Origin of the sequence: Segatella sinensis (assembly GCF_040095255.1) — a bacterium.
GTDB classification, from domain to species: domain Bacteria; phylum Bacteroidota; class Bacteroidia; order Bacteroidales; family Bacteroidaceae; genus Prevotella; species Prevotella sinensis.
The window spans coordinates 1-21,149 of record NZ_JBBNGE010000008.1 but is presented as its reverse complement, the minus strand read 5'-3'; the positions used below and the strand labels follow the sequence as shown (position 1 = coordinate 21,149).

The window sequence follows — 21,149 nt, the reverse complement described above, 5'->3', positions numbered from 1 at the left end:
CCATATCATATGCATAACAATGAAAAAAATACATATCCACGGATGACGCTGCGTCCTTGCTTTAGGTACATCATTCTTACACATCTGTTTTTTGTTCCGTTGATATTGGTTTTGGCAGGGATGGATAATCCCTCCTCCACGAACAGAATTTTGGGTTTTCATACCATTGCCTTCATGTGTGGAGTTGGTGCCATAGTCAGCATTTTATCTCTGCTGATGACCAGTTACACAATAACCTCAGAACAGATCATCATCAAAAAGGGACTTATGGCAAGAACAACCCACTATATAGAGCTCTACCGTGTGGTGGATTATGAGCAGCAGCAAAACCTTCTACAGCTATTGTTCGGTATCAAAACGGTCTTTGTCCTTAGCCGTGACCGAACCAATGGCTGTCTTAAAATGGTGGGAATCGACGCAAGCAAGGATATTGTGGGAGAAATCCGGAGAAGAGTAGAATACAACCAAAAAAGAAAGGGTATTTATGAAATTAACAGTTGACAGGCAAATCCTGCTGATTGCTCTGCTTTGCTGGGCATTTGGCATCAAGTGTCATGCACAAGGAGCAGTGACCTCCAATCCATTGGAATATGCAGCCATCCAGCAGGGAGAGGCTAGAATTAATGGTCAGGTGAAAAGCCAGACTGATGGAATGGAAAACCTGGCGGGTGTGCAGGGAACCATGGTGAAGGAAGCAAACATCATGAAGAAATGGGAGAAACAGTATAACGCCTATCTCACCACTGCACAGGGTTATGCCGAAAAGATAGCTCTGGCATCCACCTTGTTTCAAGATGGCATGCAAACACTTACCCATCTTTGGGAGCTAGACCTTGCCAGAAGAATCAATCCTGAAGGAACTTTTGCTACCATGAGTATGAACAACCTCTATATGGAAACGGCAGCTGAACTTGCCAAGACCTATCGTATATTAAATAAGGGCATTAAAAAAGGAGGTAAGGAAAGCATGCTCACTGGTGCAGAACGCACCATGCTCCTCTGGCAGCTGAGCAGTGAACTGGAGCAATTGAATAAAAAGCTCCGCAGCCTGACACTTAGCATCACCATCTATGATTTTGAAGATGTGTGGAACCGTGCCATCGCAGGCAAAATAGAGAAAACCAATGCCATGATAGCTTCGGATGCCCGAAAGCGTCAAGCCAAGGCCATGAAGCAGGTGGCTAGGTTCTACAGGGTAAGGCAAGAACATAAACCATGGTTTAAATAATGAAGAAGAGATGAAGCAATATATCATATTATTGGGAGTATTTCTCCTCCTTTCTCTCCAGGCAAAGGCCCTGAGCGGAGGAGATGTGACAAGAGCCGCGCTTTTCACCACCTATGCCAAGCAAGCCAAGCAAACTCTGCTGGCTCAGAAGAAAGCCATGGGACTCAATCTCACCGGTCATAAGTTCCTGAAGGAAGAAATGGAAGAAATCACTGATTTTCAGAAGCAGTTCAATGACTATCTTGACAGTTTTGGTGACATCTTAAGCATCGCTGCAGAAGCTTATGGTATCTATTTCGAGGTGGATCAGGCATTCAAAAACATCCGTCAGCTCAAGCAGACCAGCTCTGCTTGTCCTGCCAACCTCATTGCAGTGGCTGTTTCTGAGCGGAAGAACAATATCTATACGGATATTGTAGAAAACGGTATCCAGATAGCAGGAGACATCCAGCATCTGGTACCCTTGAAGCAAGATAAGGATCAGAATGCAAAGATGACCACCCAGGAGAGAATCCAGGGCATGAGCAATGTCAGAAGAAGCCTGAGGTCTCTTAACTACAAGATGAGGAAGATGAACAGGCTTGTATCCTATACCACCCTCATGGACTCGTGGTTTGAACTTCGGGGTAATCCCAAGCGCACCAGATCCATGACAGAGATTGTCACATCCTCGCAGAAACGATGGATGCAAAAAGCCATCAGTGTCAAACATAACAAGTAAGAAATGGAAGAATCAAAAGAATTACAGGGAACCTATACCCTCTTTAGGGGCGTCATTTACGTGACACTCCTGCTGGAATTCTTCATGTATGCCTTCAGTCCCGAAGACCTGGACTTCCTGGGAGGCATCATTACGGGTATCCACCGCCAACTCCAGCATCTGTCTGTGTATCAGTTCCTGCCCTACAGCAAAATCGTGACCCTGATCATGGTCATCATCACCTGCATCGGCACCAAGAACAAGAAACAGATTGAGTATGATGCCAGGCGCATGGTCTTCTGGCCTATATCCTCCGGCCTCCTGATTACCCTTTTGTCCGTGGGTATCTACTACTGGGACTGGAACTTCAAGATAGGAATCCTGAGGGGAAACATCTGGCTATATATGCTGCTCTCCATAGTAGGAACGATTCTGGTACATGTAGCCTTGGACAACATTTCCAAATACTTCAGAAGCGGCATGCTCAAAGACCGGTTCAACCTGGAGAACGAGAGTTTCGAGCAATCTACAGAATGTGTCAGCAACGCCTACTCCGTAAATATCCCGATGCGATTCTACTACCAGGGGAAGTTCCGACATGGCTGGATCAACATTATCAATCCCTTCAGAGGAACATGGGTTGTGGGAACTCCTGGTTCCGGTAAGACCTTCTCGGTGATAGAACCCTATATCAGGCAGCACTCCAAAAAGGGCTTCTCCATGGTGGTGTATGACTATAAGTTCCCCACTTTGGCAACCAAGCTCTACTACCACTATAGAAAGAACAAGGAACAGAACAGACTCCCCGAAGGATGTAAGTTCCGAATCATCAACTTCGTTAACGTGGAATACAGCTGCAGGGTCAACCCTATCCAGCAGAAGTATATCGGCAACCTGGCTGCCGCCCAGGAAACTGCCGAAACCCTGATAGAATCTCTTCAGAAAGGTCAAAAAGGTTCTGGAGGAGGTAGCGACCAGTTCTTCCAGACATCCGCTACCAACTTCCTGGCCGCCTGTATCTATTTCTTCGTCAACTACGGCAAGAAGCCATACGATGAACAGGGTAATGAACTGGATGCTGAATATAGCGAAGACCCGGAGACACACCATAAGCGTCTTACAGGTAGAGTGTATGCCAAAGGCTGCCTGGGACAAATGGATAAACTGGTAGAACCTGCCTACTGGAAAGGCCAGTACTCCGACATGCCTCATGTGCTATCCTTCCTGAACCATTCCTATGAGGAGATTTTCGAGGTTCTGGTCACAGACCCAGAGGTCTATCCACTCCTGGGACCATTCAAGACAGCCTTCGACAACAAAGCCATGGAACAGCTGGAAGGTATGATCGGTACGCTTCGAGTTCAGACATCGCGCCTAGCTACCAAGGAAGCCTACTGGGTGTTCAGCGGAGATGATTTCGACCTGAAGGTTTCTGATCCTAAAAATCCAAGCTATCTGCTTATCGCCAATGACCCGGAAATGGAAAGTATCATTGGAGCTCTGAATGCTTTGATTCTCAACCGTCTGGTAACCCGAGTCAACAGTGGACAGGGCAAGAACGTCCCTGTAAGCATCATTGTGGATGAGCTGCCGACTCTCTATTTCCACAAGATAGACCGTCTCATTGGTACTGCCCGAAGCAACAAGGTGGCAGTAACGCTGGGATTTCAGGAACTTCCACAGCTGGAAGCCGACTATGGTAAGGTGGGTAAAGACAAAATCATCACCACTGTGGGTAATGTCATCAGTGGTTCGGCCAGAAGCAAGGATACCCTGGATTGGCTCTCAGGTGATATTTTCGGTAAGGTTGTCCAGCTCAAAAAGGGTATCACCATTGATAGAGACCGTACATCCATCAACCTCAATGAGAACATGGATAGCCTGGTACCAGCTTCAAAAATCAGTGACATGGCATCCGGTTGGATCTGCGGACAGACAGCCAGAGACTTCACTGTTACCCAAACCGGCAAGAACGGCTCCATGAATATCCAGGAAGCAGAAGAGTTCAAAACCTCCAAGTTCTTCTGCAAGACAAACTTCAACATGGACGAGATCAAGGCAGAGGAAGCAGACTACAAGAACTACCCTCTCCCCATATTCTATAACTTCAAGTCCACTGATGCCAAGGAACGTATCCTCTATAACAACTTCAACCGCATCGATCAGGAAGTGAAAGATATGATCAAGAAGATACAGACAGAATACGGCAAGTCAGGAAAAATGGAAGCTCCTGCGTCCAAATAACTATGGATAGGAGTCTGCAAAATGCGGACTCCTATCCATAAACCTTTATGTTTTCGCATCATATCACTATCTTGAAACAATTGCTTCAACTATTAACTATGACGATATTGCTCGTCAATTCAAGAACATATTTTTCCATGAGCCCTCTTTTTCAGTCTTAGAGTTCTATTGTATCAGTTTTTTTATTATCTTTGCAGCAGAAAAAAGATGAAAACAATCAGTATCATGAATCTAACTGATTAGAAGTAAGAAAACATTAATTGAATCTATAATGACAGATATGTCCATAAACATACCAATAGTTCTCGGATTAGCAGCCATCATTATGATAGCTGTCAGTTTGTACGTCTGCATCAGAAGACGGCTTCAAGCTATCGTGAAGGATAAAAATGAATCAATCACAGAAGAGCTCTATGGTTACGACGCAGGAAAGAGACAGCTAGAAAATGAAATAAACGGGAGACCCAAGAGTCATGATGACATAAATGACTTCGTTGAGAGCAAGTTTGCAGACTCTTTCATTTCCCATGAAAATGAAAGAGAAATTAAAGACTTCTTCAATCCCCTCTACGTGGAACTTAGCTCACTCCTTAAAAGAATGAATATCTTTTCCATCACAGATGAAAAGATAACAGACTTCATCTATCAATATGAACACATATCCAACCTGGTTAAGCAGCACAATGCCCAGCAGGAAGATAGAAACATCAAAACTACGAAGGACTTCTTTGACCATATCCTCAAGTATCCTTTGGACCTGCAACAGAGAAAGGCTATCATTTCAGAGGAAGACAATTGCCTGGTAGTAAGCAGTGCCGGCAGTGGCAAGACCTCCTCTATTGTAGGAAAGGTCAAATATCTAACTGAAATCAAGCACGTAGATCCCAAAAAGATCTTGCTCATCAGCTATACCAACAAGGCTGCAGCAGAATTGACAGACAGAATGGATATCCAGGGGCTAAGAGGTTATACCTTCCACAAATTGGCATTGGATATCATCGCCAGGGAGCAGAAAGCCAAACCGAGCATCTGTGACAATACAGATTCCCTCTTTGTTTCAATCTTCCATCAACTCCTTGAGGATGAAAAATTCAAGCAGGCAATTCTGGTATATTTCATCGACTACCAGGTACAGGAGACCGATGAAGAGAAAAGATTAAAGCAAAAACGCCAAAAACTTGCCTCCATGAAAGATAACAGAATCAAGGCTGTAATGCCAGACATGGATGGCAAACCTGTTTACGTAAGAAGTGAAGAGGAGAAAAAGCTATGCTTTGTTCTTTCCTCTCTTGGGCTCAAATTCAGATATGAAGAAGCTTATGAGCATCAGGTCTTAGACGAATATCATAGCCAGTACAGACCTGATTTCAGTATTCACTATGAGAAAAATGGCATTCAGAAGCGACTCTACCTGGAAAATTTTGGCGTGGACGAGCACGGTATGGTTCCCATGTGGTTTGCTGAAAGCAAAGGCATTTCATACGAGGAATGCAATAAGCGATATGGCGATGGAATCACCTGGAAAAGAGAACTCCACAGAAAGTTTGGTACCACGCTCATAGAAACCAGCAGTGCTGATTTCCATTATTTCGATATAGCAGAAAAAGTAAAAAAGCTTTTAAAGAAAGAAGGTGTTCCATTTGCAGAAATACCAGGAGAAAAGCTCTATGATATGGTTCTGCCTAAAAACAGCAAGGAGGAAAAGGTATTCATCCGCCTCGCAGTTACCTTCATTACACTGATGAAAACCAACTGCAAGAGTATTTCTGAAATCAGGAACCTGGCCAATAAGGCACATGACGAGAGAAGCCTATTCATCATTGATAACATCATCTGCCCAGTGTATGAGAAGTATGTGGAGTGTATGGAGAATAACCAGCAGAAGGATTTTACGGACATCATCCTTGAAGCTACCAAGCTCTGTGAGAAATGGCAACAAAGTCCTTATGAGTATATCATTGTAGATGAGTTCCAGGATATATCCATGGATCGATACAGATTTCTGCAAGCCCTGAGAAAAGGTGAACCTAAGGCCAAGCTTTTCTGTGTGGGAGATGACTGGCAATCCATCTACCGATTCTCCGGAAGTGACCTCTCTTTGTTTACGGATTTCGAAAGCTTCTTTGGGCATACGGACTTGAAAAAGATAGAAACCACCTATCGATTCGGTAATCCTCTGGTAAAACTGTCTTCTGAGTTCATCCAGAGAAATCCGGTACAGATAGCAAAGCACATCTCTCCATTCAATGAATCGGCCCATACAGATATGCTGTTCTATGAATATGACAGATATAACTATGCATCTACTGTCAGCAGTATCATAGCCAGCATTCCAAGTGACAAATCCGTATTCCTCCTTGGTAGATATTCCTTTGATGACTACTATCTGTCCCATAACTTCCAAAGCGTGAAAAGAGGCAACAAGTTCTTCTATATCATCAACGGAAGGGAAATAGAGTTCCTCACGGTTCATAAGTCAAAGGGACTGGAGGCAGATTATGTCATCTTGCTTCAATGCAATAAAGATACCTTTGGTTTTCCATCACTGATGAATGATGATCCTATTCTCAATCTCATTCTTGGCAAGGGTGATGAATACCCTTATGGAGAGGAGCGGCGTTTGTTTTATGTGGCAATCACAAGAGCCAAGACAAGAACATTCATCATGTATCACACCAAGTGTCCTTCCGTCTTCGTAACGGAATTCCTCCATCCGGAAAGACTCAAAGAGGATTATAGCCCTCATAAGAATGCCAATAAACGATGGGGCAGAAAGGGAGATGCATATCTCTTGAAGCTATTCTCAGATGGCATGAGTATCAAGCAGATCTCTCAACTCATGGGACGTAGTCAGACATCAATAGTCATGCGCCTTCAGAAGCTGGGTGTCAGCTTTTAACTTACAGGAGAAATTCAAAAAAGAAAAATGTGCAGACTAAATAACTAGGTCTGCACATTTTATATATTCCTTATGGTGAACAAAGCTATTAAGACTCCCTGTCACTACCAAATATTGGAAAATACCAACCATCAAAACGGTAGCGGCCCCATTGGATCAGATAAAGGAGGTGGTGGAATGCTGCCTTTCTTCTTTAACTGATCAGAAACTTCAAAACCCATGTTATCAACCAAATCTGATGCATCACTCATCAAACCAGTAGAAGTATTGAACTTGGCATAGCAACGTCCCAAAGGTCCCAGTCGATTCTTGGGCACACTTATCTCTATCAGACCATGAAGGTCATTTCCCCGCTCATCCGAATAAATATGATAATACTCTGGACGATGCAACAAGATAACCATATCACTGTCATCTGCCACAGTTCCACTATCCCTCAAATCAGCCAGACGCGGACGTTTCTCCTCCAATCCTTCACCATCAATCCTGTGACGATTCAACTGGGAAAGAATGACCACAGGAACCTCCAGCTCCTTGGCCAGCTCTTTCAAGCGGCGAGTGATGTAGTTCAAGTCAAGATAACGATTGTCTGAATATCCGTCCCTTGCATTGAGCAGCTGTACATAATCAATGAATATGATATGTATGTCATGCTTTTCCTTAACCTCACGGGCCATCTCACACAACTTGTCTATATGGTTAATCATCTTGGCTTCCAGATATATGTGAGCATTTTCTGCAGATCTTGATAGCTTATCGAAGGCCACCCATTCGTCAGCATTGAGTTCTCTTGAATTCAATGCCGTAGTCTTGATATTGCAGACAATAGACAGGAGCCTATTGGTCCAAGAAGTATATGTACCCTCTAAAGAAAAGAAGAGCACAGGATGTTGCTGCTTGATGGCAAATTCATTTACCAGATTGAGCGCAAAAGAGGTTTTCCCCATTCCGCACATTCCACCAATCGTCACCAATGTTCCCGAATAGAAGTTCCTCAAGAGTTCATCAAGATGCCTGATACCACTTCTAAAGGTGTTGAAATTCTTGTTAGCAGCCGCATTAATAAGTTGATATCCAACAGTCTGCAGCAGCTGAGATATGGGTTTGACGTTTTCTTCCATTTTCTATATTAAAAAAAATCATATATTAAACCTATTATTTACCAAAAAGGAATTTGAGAACATCCCCAAGTCCAAAAGTGGTTCTGCGATACACCCTATTATAGAGAGATTTCTTGGGATTGGTCAGCAAGCCAATCCCTCTTCTCCCATAACCAGGAATGATAGCACGTTTGATAGCACGCTTGGCTCTTCCAGTAGTTCAGGCAGAGATACTGCGCTTAAGTGATGGTGTTCTAAATCCGAATTTCATGATCTTCACCTCCAATTATCTTTTTGATTTACTACTACTCACCCAATAAGAATAAGAAGAACTCTTAGACGGTATTCTTCCCCTTACCTGTCCTCTGCCAGTAACCTGACCATACTTGTCACGATAGGTGATGGTACCCTTGTTACCTGAATGACGATAAATGCTGGTTCCAGTTTTCTGTCCATATCTATCCTTGTAAACAGTAGTGGTGGTTGGTGAAAATGCCCCCTTTGTCCTGCTGATGGAAGTACCTGTTTTCTGGCCATACTTATCACGATAAATAGTAGTGGTCTTGCCTAAAGGATTGGTCCTGGTTTCCGAGGTTCCAGTCACCACTCCATACTTGTCTCTGTAGACAGTGGTAGTTTTTCCACCACGCACTCTGGTTTCAGATGTACCCTGGTATTCCCCAAACTTTCCTCTGATAGTTTCCTTAAGAGTCTGAGCCTGCAACCCCATGGAAAACATCAATGTGATCAATAAGAAATAACCCTGTTTCATAAGCTACTTTTTTAAGTTAGCGGACGACCATATCCGTTTTCAGACTGTAAAAGTACAAAAATTATAGATACGGCGTCTCATTTTTCTTCATTATTTGCCACAAAGGTAGAAAAAATCAGTGCATCCTATCTGCACAGCGCTAAAAAACATAAGATTTCGCGATTTCATCGCTAACTATCAAGTTGTCCTCATGCTATACCCTTCAACTGCAGAGAAGATATATAAGGCTATATAACATCGAAAGAAAAGAAACAGCAATAGAGACAAAGAGTAAACCCATGATAACAGATTCTATTCAAACGTAGGTTTAGAGAATGTTGTCAGAACTTGTCACTACGCTTTGATTTTTCCTGAATTTCTTTTTTAAATTGTTCATCAGCCCTGTCTATATATCAAAGGGCGAAGAGACTAAGGTTTAAAATGAAACTAAAGAGGTCTTCGTGTGACCTTTAGGTCATATGAAGACCGTGCTATATAACTTTCAAATTGATAGTGCTCAGACTTTTTCAAGTGGACTCATTCGTTTAATGATAGAAAAAGAAGTAAACTCGACTCTTTGTATATATAAAAATGAATAAAACTATGAACTATAATAAAAAAAACGAATACTGTTAACGAAATTTAGCATAAATATGCTTTTTCGTAGGTACATAGAGGCTCGTCGGGGCTGACTGCTCAGCCCCTAGCCGCCAAGGCGTTCCCTCAGCAGGAGAGATGGTTTATGGCTTTGCAGACTTATACCCATCAACATAGGGCTTCTCTTGTGTTACCACAGCGAAGGCTTGCCTAATGAGTTTGTTTGCAACGGCAATGATTGCAACTTTCCCAGGCTTGCCGTTAGATCGCAATCGTTCAAAGCATGCCTTGCATTCGGTGTTGCACCGTAATGATGCCATGGCTCCTATATAAAGCTGGCTTCGCAAGTGAGCATCTCCATTGCGATTGATGTGACCTTTGACATTGACTGACGTACCAGACTGTTGGTAAGTAGGCGACAATCCCAAGTATCGAGTAAGTTGCTTGGCGTTATCAAAGTAGGTGAATCCACCTGTGGCAATTATGAGTGCTGCTGCAAGTGTCGCTCCAATTCCCTTAATGGATGTGAGCAAATCCATCTGTTTCTTGTACTCAATCTCAGCCAAGGAGGTTAACTCTTCCTCCATTTCTTTGATTTGTTTCTGTAGAAACTTGATGGTCTTTTCAAGAACCTTCTTGCTTTTAGAATCAATGAATGGCAGGACTTTAAGCGAACCTTCTAGGTTTGTGTTGGCTGTAAGTTGCTTCTTTAGTTGACGCAATACAGTGCGTTTCTGCTTAAGCAACAAGATGGAGTCATTGCGAAGTTTGAATGGAGCAGGCTGCATTCTCTCACCATATAAGGCTATGAGGCGAGCATCAATCTCATCAGTCTTGACAACTGAGAGCATGACACGTGCAAAGTTCTTTATCTTCAGAGGATTCTCCATACTGACAACAAAACCTGCCTTGGAGAGCAAATAAACAAGTAACATACTGTAGTTGCCTGTTGCTTCCAATACACAATGGTTCTCTTTTGGAGATATGGTCTGGATAAACTCTCGAATACCTTTGACGGTATTCTTGAAAGTTTTGGTTTCACTGCCTTTGGCAGATGAGTAAGCGACAACGAAAGTTGCCTTGCTGACATCAATTCCTACGTAAGTCATAGTCGTAATATTTATATTTAAACAAACATCTATACATCATGAGCTATCATTGCAAATACGGGGTCTATGCCCTTTGAACTATCCAGATTCTGATGTAAGGGTGTGGGGACGGAACATAGTTTACGATCTGTGGGACTAATGAGTAGTCGGTCTTATTCCACACCCTGATGTTGTAATTTTATGCAAAGATAATAATAAAAATTGATATACAATGATAAGAGAAATTAAAGGACTCAAATGTCCACACCATGATTTGATCCGTGACGATCATCATTTCAGATACCAAGAGGCTTACCCAGGTGCAAGACCTCTTGAGAGTACCCGTTGCATGCGTTGTGGTTTCACAATGTCACTTCATAAAGTTCAACGATAATGCGCATACAGCTATGGAAACAAGTTACATCCTAAGAAGAATAGGGGAATCGGACATTCCCTTTCTCTACGAACTCTTCCATGATTCAGAAGTAACAAAGCTCATGAGTCATTCTTTTCAAACAGAAAATGATGCTCGTGAGTATTTTGTTTTCATCTCTGGAGTCAATGAAGAAGGCAGCGAACCAGGCAAGGTCTATGTAATTCTTAACGGAAATAGTGCACCTATAGGAATAGTTGGGTTCGATTATATACTAGGACCAACCGCTTACCTTGTATTTGCCCTCTCACCAAAGTATTGGGGACGGGATATCATGAGCAGAGCACTACATGAGTTCCTGCAGAAAGATGGCAAGCCCTACAGAAACATCATTGCAAGAATCAACGACTGTAACGAGCCAGCACTAAAACTGATTCAGGAATTGCCTTTCAAGATTCAGATAGAGCTTCTCAAAAGCAGCAACTATTGAACATAAACATTAACAACCCTTAACGAGAGCCTTCGGTTGATTCAAGACTCAACTGTAAGTATTTTGAGGTACCCCTCTGTTTCGAAGGCACTTTTTCAAGTTGACTCATAAAAAATCTATTTATGCGCAAAAAAATATAGTTCATTATAGTTAGATAAACGATTTTGTGTTAAATAAGCGTAAAATAGTTTTCTAGTTTTCCTATTTTGAACTATTTTTTTCTTATTTTTAATTAATTTCTGTATTTTTGCATTTAATTTAATTGAGTGTCTGATGTTGTTATTAAAAAGATACTTTTGTAACAGCATCTTCAACTGACATTCTTTACTAAATAGAGTCTTTGATAACAGAAGACAATATTTGAGATTTTATCTTCTACTGAATAACTGTAGAGTTAAATGGACGCATTGCCTAATGCAGACAACCGAAGAGGCGGTAAAAATCCCTCCAGTGTTGGACTTATCTCCAACACCTCCCCCGAAGTTCAAGGTCTAAAGACCGAGAACTCCCATACAGGGGTGTCCTCGGATTGTGTGCCAAACGGAAAGAAGCAATGGTTTGTTCTGCGTGCAACTTATGGTAGGACAGAAAAAGCCCTTGAATATTTTAAAGCCAAGAATGTAGAGACATACTTGCCGATGCATTATGTCATTAAAGAAATAAATGGGAAGCGAAAACTCGTTCATGAGCCTTTGCTTCCCAATCTTATTTTTGCATATATGACACGCGAGAAATCGCATGAGTTTGTAAAGAAGCCATCCGTTACTGCTTCTTGGCTTAAATACTATACAGACAAAACAAAAGAAGTAGAGAAATATACAGGAAAGAACCCTCCTGTTACGATTCCCGACAATGATATGACAAATTTCATCAAGCTGACAAGTGTAAACAGCGAGCATATCATGGTAGTACTACCCAAACGTTGTCATTTCAAAAGCGGTGACTTGGTGAGAGTGATAGATGGTCCGTTTACCGGAGTTATTGGACGTGTTGGTAGAGCTGCAGGCCAACAGCGAGTGTTTGTCGTTCTTGAAGGTGTTTGTACTGTGGCAACAGCCTATATACCAAATGACTTTATTCAAATTATTGAAACATTTTAAGCTAAAAGTAACTAGTCATGCAATATACCGAATTTATCCATCCTGAAGATGCTGCAGCACTGAAGGCTTTAAAGGCCATACCAATGCTTTCGACAATAGTGAAGAAAGTTATGGATATAGGAGCCGAACAGTTGCAGACAGGATTAAATATGGCCTCAAAGGTAAAGCTCTCTCCCACACAATTGCCTCGGCTCTATAACATTTTGCCACCAATATGTGAACAGTTGGAAATCAAGGAGCCAGAATTCTATCTGGAAATGAATCCGGCTCCAAACGCTTATGCTTTTGGAGACACGCAGACTGCAATCACCATCACATCAGCCTTGGTGGATATGATGTCAGAAGAAGAACTGATAGGCGTGGTCGCTCATGAATGTGGGCATATCGCCTGTCGTCACATGCTATATCATACATTGGCACAGATTATTGCCAATGCTTCGGGTATGTTCGAGACGTTGGCAAAACTCGCTGTGCCTATCCACTATGCCTTGATGTATTGGCAACGCAAGAGCGAATTGAGCTGCGACCGTGCAGCAGCCTATATCGTTGGTCCAAAGGCTACAGCATCGATGTTGGCACGCTTAGCTGGCGGTCCGAAATCAATCACTTCTGAACTCAATCTCGAAGAACTGGCTGAGCAAGCCGACCTTTATGATGCTTTCTGCAAGAACGGTTTGTGGAACAAGACATTGCAGACCTACGCAGTGATGGATCAAGACCATCCTTTTACATCTGTCCGTGTCAGAGAGATGTTGAAATGGGTAGAGAGCGAGGATTATCAGAACATGGTCAAGAATAATCCCGTATGCCCTCATTGCCATAAGGCGATAGATGCATCATGGAAGTTCTGCCAGCATTGCGGACATAAACTATAACAAAGAAAAATACTCATATAATGAATATAGCTCCATTTTTAGCAAAGGCCTGTCAGGAACTTGACAAGGCGATGCAAGGTACTCTCGACGGAACAAAGATTGCCTGTATCAGTGAGACTATCAGCGGTTATGCCATAGCTGCTGCTATAGCGAGTGGCGTGGCTGGCGTTGCTCCTGGATTTGCAGGAGTGGCTGCGGCATTGACCCAAGCAGGTTTCGTATGGGCAACATACGTCAAGATTAACAAGACACTCGATATATCCATGTCAGAGAACACGGCAAAATTTATTGGTTCTGCCATAGTCACAAACTTGATAACAAGTGCAGGTGCTTTTGTCGCCGTACTCATTGGTTCGTCAATCGTTTCCATAATCCCTGGTGCCCAAGTCGTTTCTGTAGCTATGAACGCTGCCCTTGGTTATACCATAGTATATGTCTCTGCTATCATCTACCTTAAACTCATCACCCGGATGATGCAACCTGACGGTACGCTAAAGGTTTCGGAGTCGGATGATACCAAGCACATTATCCGCGACATCATCAAGGAATCAAATATTAAGGATATGGTGAAAGAGGGCAAAGCCGCCTACAAGCAAGCAAAGAAAGATGGTAGCTTCGACAGGACGAAGAATGCAAAGACGTGCCCGAAATGCGGAGCAGAAGTGAAGGACGGACAGAGGTTTTGCTCAGAGTGTGGAACAGAATTGTAAAGTTCAATTGAAATTAAATAGAAATGAAGAAATACGATGTTTTTATTAGCTATCGACGTGAAGGTGGATATGATACAGCTAAACACTTGTCTGATTTATTAACACGAGATGGTTACAGAGTCAGTTTCGACATTGACACTTTAAGAAGTGGAGATTTCGATACACAATTATATGAGCGTATTGACTTATGTAAGGACTTTATTTTAATTGTAGACAAACAAGCTTTCGACAGAACAATTATTGAAAAAATTCCACGCCAGAAAGATTGGTTGAGATGTGAACTTGCCCATGCATTAGAAAAAGGAAAGAACATAATTCCTGTTTTCTTATCTGACATTAATGAATTTCCTGACGGACTACCTGATGACATATCAGGAGTTACTAAGAAAAACGGACCAAAATATGATCGAATTTATTTCAATGCTTTTTATCAAGAATTAAAAAAACGTTTTCTGCACAAGAAGATAAGTCTAAAGAGAAAGGTTGGATATATAATACTTGTTGTATTGTGCATAATTGGTATCATAATTATTAAACCTTCACCAACAAATGGATACAAATACAAAGCGTCTAATGAGTTTGTTGAAAACATAAACAAATGGAACTCATTGAAATCATTTAAGGATAATGCAGGAAAAGAGGGAAACAAATACATGTCATGGTATCTAAAGGATATAGACAAAAGAGACATGGCTCAGAACAAGGAATTTGGAGAAGTCTACTTAAAATATATTGTCATCAAGCCCTTAGTTTTAGCATATGTCGCTTTCTCTACAGGTAATTCTGAAGCAGAACAGAATGCGGATTTTATTAATGACATAATTGACGATTGTTATATGGCCATACCTGAAGATCATAAAAACTCTTTTGCATTCAATGCAAATAAAAAAGAACAAAGGATTGAATCATTAAAATCAGATTTAGACATCTGCATACAGGAATTACAAAAAAGGAATGATTTAACAAAGATGCAAGATGATTTCATACCCTTATTAAAGGCAACAATCATTACTTCCTTTTGGGGATTTTAAACTGACATAATATGACAGACAAAGAAATAATATCCTCCCTCATCGTCCATGACCCTAAGGTAACAGCGCAATTCTTCTTCAAGGATTGCCGTCCATTATTCCTTAGTGTCATCAGGCGAGTGTTCGGGACACAGATAGTTGATTACGACGAGATAATCAGCGAGTTATACATACTCCTTATGGAGAACGATGCGAAGAAGTTGCGCTCGTTTAAGTTTGAAAGTACGCTCTACCAGTGGCTAAAGACCACTGCCATAAGACATTGCCTATTGCTGAAAAGCAAGGCAAAAGTGATAGATGACGAGAGCCAAGAACCTCTTAACAATAGTCATCGTGAACTATCGTTGGCAGAAAGTTCACAAGCACGAATGGATATGGAGACACTATTAAGACAGATGAAGAACCAACGTTACGCATTGGTGATCCGTCTGCTGATGATAGAAGACAGAACGCCGGATGAGGTGGCACGACAACTATGCGTGACCGTGGACAACCTCTATAATATCAAACGCAGAGCGATACTGGCTCTCACAAAAGTTGCACTTAAAGACAAAAAGCATTATGAACGATAATCATATTATTACATCAGATGAACTGTTGTCTGCCTTCTTGGACGGCAACACGTCAGCGGAAGACACCATGCGTGTGTTGAAAGCTGCAGGACAAGATGAAAATTTACAGGAAATCATTCGCATTGCAAGTGAAGTGGATGAAGATATGGCAACCTTGAAACCTGCCATAACAAAACCTGTCCCCATGACAGCCATGGCAGCCAAGCAGAAGGAAAATTATCTTTGCGATATAGAGTGTGAAGAGTTTATCCTCCATCAGTTTGGCATAGAGACCACACACAAGACACTCCTCGACGATGCCTACCGCAACTGCTGGCTAAAAGACAAAGGCATGCCACTATATAATATAGGTAGGCTCTTGGAGAAGAACAACCTGTCTGTCAGCCGTCGCTACGAATCCACGATAGAAGATATTGCTCGCCTTTTAGCAAATGGTAACCAATTGATAGCCGTAATTGATAACTCTCAATTACTTCATGACGTGGTAGAGGACACCACACTGCCCAACCATGCCGTAGCTATCAGTTCCATTTCTGTAGAGTCTGATGAAATAACCCTCTTCAATCCTTATACCGAAGAGGAACTCACCACCTATCACCTTGCATCTTTCGTTAAGGCTTGGGCGCAATCCAACCATTATCTTGTAGTTGTGAATACCACCGACCGCTTTATTTATGAGCCATACCCAATAAGTCTTGATGATGTTTCTCTTGACGACGACCTCACCGAACTGCAAGAGGCCATAGCCGAGAATGCTCACGAGATATGGGCAAAGGCTCGTACTGATCAAGGCTGGACATACGGACCCGAGCGTAACGACCAGAAGAAGGAAACTCCCGATATGGTGCCTTACTGCAATCTGCCAGAAAGCGAGAAGTTGTATGACCGAGAGATGGCGATGCAGACGCTGAAGTTGGTGAAGAAGTTAGGATTTGAGATAAAGAAAAGAAAATGAACATGATATATTATAGTATAGACAATATTATAAAGAACTGTAGTCTGTTGGCTAGTTCTGAACCAGACAGCCATATTTTTAGATTCATAGACAATTTCCCAACTTCTTCTCTGTTTAATAGTATCAAAGAGTTCTTAAGTGGCATTCAAATGAACTTCTGGAACATACTCGGATGGTATTTACTTGTTGCCGTTGGGATTGTAGTGACCACAATCTCCGTTTGGAATCTGCTGAATTTGTTGCTAAAGAAAGGTTTAAAAGACAAGACTTCAAGAAAAAGTTCTGTGTTTACTACTTTAGCCATCATGGTGTTTACATGGGGTGTAGCACTCTACTACATCGGATACGACTACGGGGGAACACACACAAATACCTTTACTTTGATGCTCCGCTCCGTATTGTCATCCTTTGAGATGTTCCTTTCCAAGTCAAACTTGATAGGAATAGCAAATAACTGTAAGGATAGCGAACTTTATATGTTTTGCTTTGCTATTATCCATGCATTAGCCTTGACTATAAGTACATTGTTTGCTGTCTTGTGTTTTGGCAAGCGCATACTATATTGGTATAGAGGTTTCAAGTGGAGACTTATAGATTCAGATGACATAACTAACGTGTTCTGGGGACTCAACGAGCGTAGTTTTGTGTTAGCACACGATATAACAAAAAGCAGCGATAAGAAGGAACGTTTCATCTTTGTTGACTTTCCATTACAAGAGGAGTCCCCATCAAAGGGTCAGAGTTTCAGTGGTATTCTTGGACTCTTCTCGTATAAGATAAATGCATTGAGAAAGATTTCGGGATTGCGCAACTGCATTATGATGCGCAGTTCATTGCGTCCATCTAGTGTACAAGATACCAATGTCGACTTCTTTGACGCGATGAACATCTATCGACTAAAGCAAATTCTCGATAAATCGACTAGAGTGCGCTTCTTCTTGTTGACTACCGATGAGGATGCCAACCTCAAGGCAGCTATCAATATGCTCAACAAAAACGTATGTGCTAATGCAAAGTTGACCATATACTGTTCCTCAAGAAAAAATATGCTTAACCGTCTTATCGAGGAGCGATGGGAGAATAAATTGAAACTGATAGACGACTCACGAGTCGCAGTGACGCAACTGAAGATGGAGCCAGACAAGATGCATCACCCGATAGATTTCGTTGATATAGACAAGGGGCAAGGTTGCGTCACATCCAAGTTCAAGGCTATGATTGTCGGCTTCGGCTCTACCGGGCAGGATGCACTGCGCTTTCTATATGAATATTCCGCATTCGCTGACAAGGACGGCAACAAGTCGCCAGTTGAGATACATATTATAGACAACAACCTGTCGGCAGTAAAGGGCAAATTCTGGCAGGAAGTTCCGGGGATGGATATGCTGGTAGACAAGGAAGTGTTCTTCCACGATATTTCGGCAGGTTCTGTAGAATTTGACAAGTTTCTGAACGCCAACATCGAACGAATGAACTACATTGTAGTGGCAGCAGGTAGCGATGAGACCAACATGGACATCGCATCAATGATAATGGATAAGGCTCTGTTGTACCGTAAAAAGAAAATGTCGCATTTCAAGGTGTTTGTAAGAATGTACAGCGACAACAGCATTGTGAAGTTTGATGCAGCCGTAAAGGTTTATAAAGAGTTTTGTTCTGGAAACGAATATGCGCCATTGGAATATTTCGGTAATACAAAAGAACTATACTGCTACAACATAATAGTAAAGAACCATTATGAAGAGGAAGCTGTTAAGTTCTATAATTCTTACTGCAAGGCTGTTGGTTCCAAAACAACATGGGATGAAAGACGCGAAAAGGAAATAACGAAACTTGGCAAGATTTATGGGAAACGTAGCCTCCGCCGCAAAGAGGGACAGGATAAAGCCAACTGTCAGCACTGCTACACAAAGATGAAACTCCTGAATATCACAGAAAGACAAGTTTCTCTTTCGCTCCCGAACTGGAAGAAAGACAAATCCATAATCGACATAGACAAAGAAGAAATCACTCCATGGCTCATCAGTCTCTACAACGTGTCAATATGTGAACATCTGCGCTGGAATGCCTCGCACATCATGTTGGGATATGTTCCTATGACTGCTGAAGTTCAGAAACTTGTCAGTGGCACATGCGATGAAGTAACAAAGCAACATTCATGCATTAGGGATTGGAAAGAACTAGATTGCGAAACGCAGAGCTATGACTATGAAGTGGTGAAGACTACAGTATTGATGGCTCAATAACTAAACGACGGGCAAAGCTAACTAAAATAATTGAAATGATGAACAATTCCATAGAAATATACCGCTCTCAGGACGGAAGCATACAGCTGAACGTGAAGCTGGAGAATGATACAGTGTGGCTGACTCAGAGCCAGATGGCGGAGTTGTTTGGAGTAGATAGAACTTCTATAGTTCGACATATTCGTAATATTTACAAGTCGGAAGAACTTGATCAAAATTCAACCTGTGCAAAAAATGCACAGGTTCGAACAGAAGGAAATCGTAGTATTCTTCGTGAAATTCCTTATTACAACTTGGATATGATAATATCCGTTGGCTATAGGGTGAACAGTAAGAATGCGACCTCTTTCCGACGTTGGGCTACTTCTGTCCTCAAGCAATACCTCATCAAGGGCTATGCCATCAACCAACAGATAAAGTTTGACCGCTACAACGAACTCAAGGACGTGGTGCGCTTGATGTCTCGTACCGTGGGCTTACAGGAGAAGGTTACCTCTGGGGAATACGGCGGACTCTTCAACGTCATCAGCGACTATGTCTATGCGCTCGACACGTTGGACCACTACGATTATCAATCCCTCTCCATACAGAAGACCACCAAGGAAGAGTCGTTCCGTGCTACCTACGATAATGCGATGGAGGCTATCAATGCCTTGAAGGAGAAGTTCGGCGGAAGCCAGTGGTTTGCTAATGAGAAGGACGAATCCTTCAAGAGTAGCATCGGACAGATTTACCAGACTTTTGGAGGCGAAGACCTCTATCCTTCAGTTGAGGAAAAGGCTGCCATGTTGCTTTACCTCGTAGTAAAGAACCATTCCTTTAGCGATGGCAACAAGCGTATTGCCGCCATGCTGTTCCTATGGTTCCTCAACAACAACCATGTGCTATATGCAGAGGACGGTCACAAGCGTATAGCCGACAACACCCTCGTTGCACTCACGCTGATGATTGCCGAGAGCAGGACCGAGGAGAAAGATGTGATGGTGAAAGTGGTGGTGAATTTGATAAATAAGGAGAATCATTAAAGGTAAGTTCATGGAATCACGACAATATACATTCAACAACTCTACGCTTACAGTAAAGTTTGGTAGCATACTTGACACACAGGCAGAGGTAATCGTCAGTTCAGACGATTGTTATGTGACGATGGGTGGTGGTGTGTCAAGGGCCATTCTTCGTGCAGGTGGCGATGTCATCATCCAGGATGCACAGAAGATGGTACCCATACCGCTTGGTGATGTCCTGGCCACCACGGCTGGCAAACTGGAGTGCCAGAAGTATGTCTTCCATTGCATTACAATCGACAAGAAACGTAGGATGGAGATTTACTCGCACCAAGTGACAGAAGAGGATGTGCTCAACTATCTCCTGCAACATGCTGTGGACAAATGCTTCTTGTTGATGCAAGCCATGGACCTCACTTCCATAGCCTTTCCTGCCATAGGTGCTGGAGCTGCCAGGATACCCATCCAGAAGGTGATAGAGCAGATGTCCATAGCCATTGCCCGAAATCTTGGAAGCACGAACAAGTCGCTCAACGTGGAAATGTACCTGTACGACATCTACAACCTCTACTCAGAGTCCGATTATATCACGCTTTTTTAGAGGCTTGCTGCAAAGGCTGCATTGTTGGAATACAAAAAAAAGCAGGAGGAAGGGGAACTAGATGCCGAACCCACCTTCATCGGCAAAGACAAAAAGTTACCCGCACGCAGTTCTATGAAGCATCAAGTCTTTTTCAGTTATTCTCGCAAGGAAGCGGCCGACTGCCTGTGCGAGATTCTGAAAGAAAATGCCATTGTGTATTGGATTGACAAGGAAGGTATTTACAGCAGTTCCAACTACAAGGAACTAATTGTCGATGCCATTGACGTTTCTCAGGCTGTCATCTTCATCAGTTCTGCCAATTCCAATACCTCTATCAACGTCATTCGTGAGGTTGGCTATGCCGTGAACATGAATAAACCCATCCTCCCTCTTGTTCTCGATGATGCCCCATACGCCAAAAGTATCCGCCTTGACATATCCGATATAGACCAGATAGACTTCAGTAATCCTGCAATGTCAAGCAATAAGTTGATAACGAGTTTGATGTATGTGGTGAATAAATAATTAGGGTGTCCAGTTCTGTGTTCTAATTTTCGAGTTAAAAAGAAGCTTGTACTTCTTCTAACATTATGAGAATCAGAT

General features: G+C 42.4%; 19 protein-coding genes. 16 read left to right on the top strand and 3 right to left on the bottom strand.

Annotation, left to right across the window (positions count from 1 at the left end; genetic code table 11):
* Nucleotides 1–9: 9 nt before the first annotated feature.
* From AAAT87_RS03580 to AAAT87_RS03560, 5 genes are all read left to right on the top strand, one after another.
* Nucleotides 10–501 carry a PH domain-containing protein gene (locus AAAT87_RS03580; RefSeq protein WP_349225641.1) on the top strand — a complete coding sequence of 164 codons (492 nt, stop codon included), beginning with the start codon at nt 10–12 and terminating at the stop codon, nt 499–501.
* Entirely contained in the window at nt 485–1,228 is a 744-nt protein-coding gene (locus AAAT87_RS03575; RefSeq protein WP_349225640.1) for a hypothetical protein, read from the top strand. Before AAAT87_RS03580 ends, AAAT87_RS03575 begins: the two co-directional genes overlap by 17 nt.
* Before the next feature lie 10 nt (nt 1,229–1,238).
* On the top strand, nt 1,239–1,949 hold the full coding sequence (locus tag AAAT87_RS03570; protein ID WP_349225639.1) for a hypothetical protein: 711 nt from the start codon (nt 1,239–1,241) through the stop codon (nt 1,947–1,949).
* Between the two features lie 3 nt (nt 1,950–1,952).
* Entirely contained in the window at nt 1,953–4,172 is a 2,220-nt protein-coding gene (locus AAAT87_RS03565) for a type IV secretory system conjugative DNA transfer family protein (protein WP_349225638.1), read from the top strand.
* A 280-nt stretch (nt 4,173–4,452) separates the two neighbouring features.
* Nucleotides 4,453–7,071, top strand: a complete 2,619-nt coding sequence (locus AAAT87_RS03560) for a UvrD-helicase domain-containing protein (RefSeq protein WP_349225637.1) — start codon at nt 4,453–4,455, stop codon at nt 7,069–7,071.
* 131 nt (nt 7,072–7,202) lie between these two features.
* Here AAAT87_RS03560 and AAAT87_RS03555 read toward each other — a convergent pair whose 3' ends face one another.
* The 3 genes from AAAT87_RS03555 to AAAT87_RS03545 form a co-directional block, all read right to left on the bottom strand.
* Nucleotides 7,203–8,192, bottom strand: coding sequence for a DnaB-like helicase C-terminal domain-containing protein (locus tag AAAT87_RS03555; RefSeq protein ID WP_349225636.1), 990 nt, complete (start codon nt 8,190–8,192; stop codon nt 7,203–7,205).
* A gap of 265 nt (nt 8,193–8,457) precedes the next feature.
* Nucleotides 8,458–8,943: a hypothetical protein gene (locus AAAT87_RS03550; protein WP_349225635.1), complete on the bottom strand. Its 486-nt coding sequence runs from the start codon at nt 8,941–8,943 to the stop codon at nt 8,458–8,460.
* A 719-nt stretch (nt 8,944–9,662) separates the two neighbouring features.
* Nucleotides 9,663–10,628 (bottom strand): IS110 family RNA-guided transposase, encoded by a 966-nt coding sequence (locus AAAT87_RS03545; protein WP_349225634.1) that lies wholly within the window; start codon nt 10,626–10,628, stop codon nt 9,663–9,665.
* Nucleotides 10,629–11,014: 386 nt separating this feature from the next.
* On the opposite strand from AAAT87_RS03545, the gene AAAT87_RS03540 reads away from it, so the two are divergent.
* From AAAT87_RS03540 to AAAT87_RS03490, 11 genes are all read left to right on the top strand, one after another.
* The gene (locus AAAT87_RS03540) at nt 11,015–11,470 is read left to right on the top strand and encodes a GNAT family N-acetyltransferase (protein ID WP_349225633.1); all 456 of its coding nucleotides are present in this window, start codon (nt 11,015–11,017) and stop codon (nt 11,468–11,470) included.
* Nucleotides 11,471–11,868: 398 nt separating this feature from the next.
* Nucleotides 11,869–12,570 carry a UpxY family transcription antiterminator gene (locus AAAT87_RS03535; RefSeq protein WP_349225632.1) on the top strand — a complete coding sequence of 234 codons (702 nt, stop codon included), beginning with the start codon at nt 11,869–11,871 and terminating at the stop codon, nt 12,568–12,570.
* A 110-nt stretch (nt 12,571–12,680) separates the two neighbouring features.
* The gene (locus AAAT87_RS03530; protein WP_349225631.1) at nt 12,681–13,445 is read left to right on the top strand and encodes a M48 family metallopeptidase; all 765 of its coding nucleotides are present in this window, start codon (nt 12,681–12,683) and stop codon (nt 13,443–13,445) included.
* A gap of 20 nt (nt 13,446–13,465) precedes the next feature.
* A complete protein-coding gene (locus AAAT87_RS03525) occupies nt 13,466–14,155 on the top strand; it encodes a zinc ribbon domain-containing protein (protein ID WP_349225630.1) in 690 nt (229 codons plus the stop codon).
* A 23-nt stretch (nt 14,156–14,178) separates the two neighbouring features.
* Nucleotides 14,179–15,186, top strand: coding sequence for a toll/interleukin-1 receptor domain-containing protein (locus tag AAAT87_RS03520; protein ID WP_349225629.1), 1,008 nt, complete (start codon nt 14,179–14,181; stop codon nt 15,184–15,186).
* An 11-nt stretch (nt 15,187–15,197) separates the two neighbouring features.
* A complete protein-coding gene (locus AAAT87_RS03515; protein WP_349225628.1) occupies nt 15,198–15,758 on the top strand; it encodes a sigma-70 family RNA polymerase sigma factor in 561 nt (186 codons plus the stop codon).
* Entirely contained in the window at nt 15,748–16,713 is a 966-nt protein-coding gene (locus AAAT87_RS03510; RefSeq protein ID WP_349225627.1) for a RyR domain-containing protein, read from the top strand. Before AAAT87_RS03515 ends, AAAT87_RS03510 begins: the two co-directional genes overlap by 11 nt.
* Nucleotides 16,714–16,997: 284 nt before the next feature.
* Nucleotides 16,998–18,959 carry a potassium channel family protein gene (locus AAAT87_RS03505; RefSeq protein ID WP_349225626.1) on the top strand — a complete coding sequence of 654 codons (1,962 nt, stop codon included), beginning with the start codon at nt 16,998–17,000 and terminating at the stop codon, nt 18,957–18,959.
* Between the two features lie 35 nt (nt 18,960–18,994).
* The gene (locus AAAT87_RS03500; RefSeq protein WP_349225625.1) at nt 18,995–19,984 is read left to right on the top strand and encodes a virulence RhuM family protein/type II toxin-antitoxin system death-on-curing family toxin; all 990 of its coding nucleotides are present in this window, start codon (nt 18,995–18,997) and stop codon (nt 19,982–19,984) included.
* 10 nt (nt 19,985–19,994) lie between these two features.
* Nucleotides 19,995–20,564, top strand: a complete 570-nt coding sequence (locus AAAT87_RS03495) for a macro domain-containing protein (RefSeq protein WP_349225624.1) — start codon at nt 19,995–19,997, stop codon at nt 20,562–20,564.
* A gap of 24 nt (nt 20,565–20,588) precedes the next feature.
* Nucleotides 20,589–21,071, top strand: coding sequence for a toll/interleukin-1 receptor domain-containing protein (locus tag AAAT87_RS03490; protein WP_349225623.1), 483 nt, complete (start codon nt 20,589–20,591; stop codon nt 21,069–21,071).
* Nucleotides 21,072–21,149: the final 78 nt, after the last annotated feature.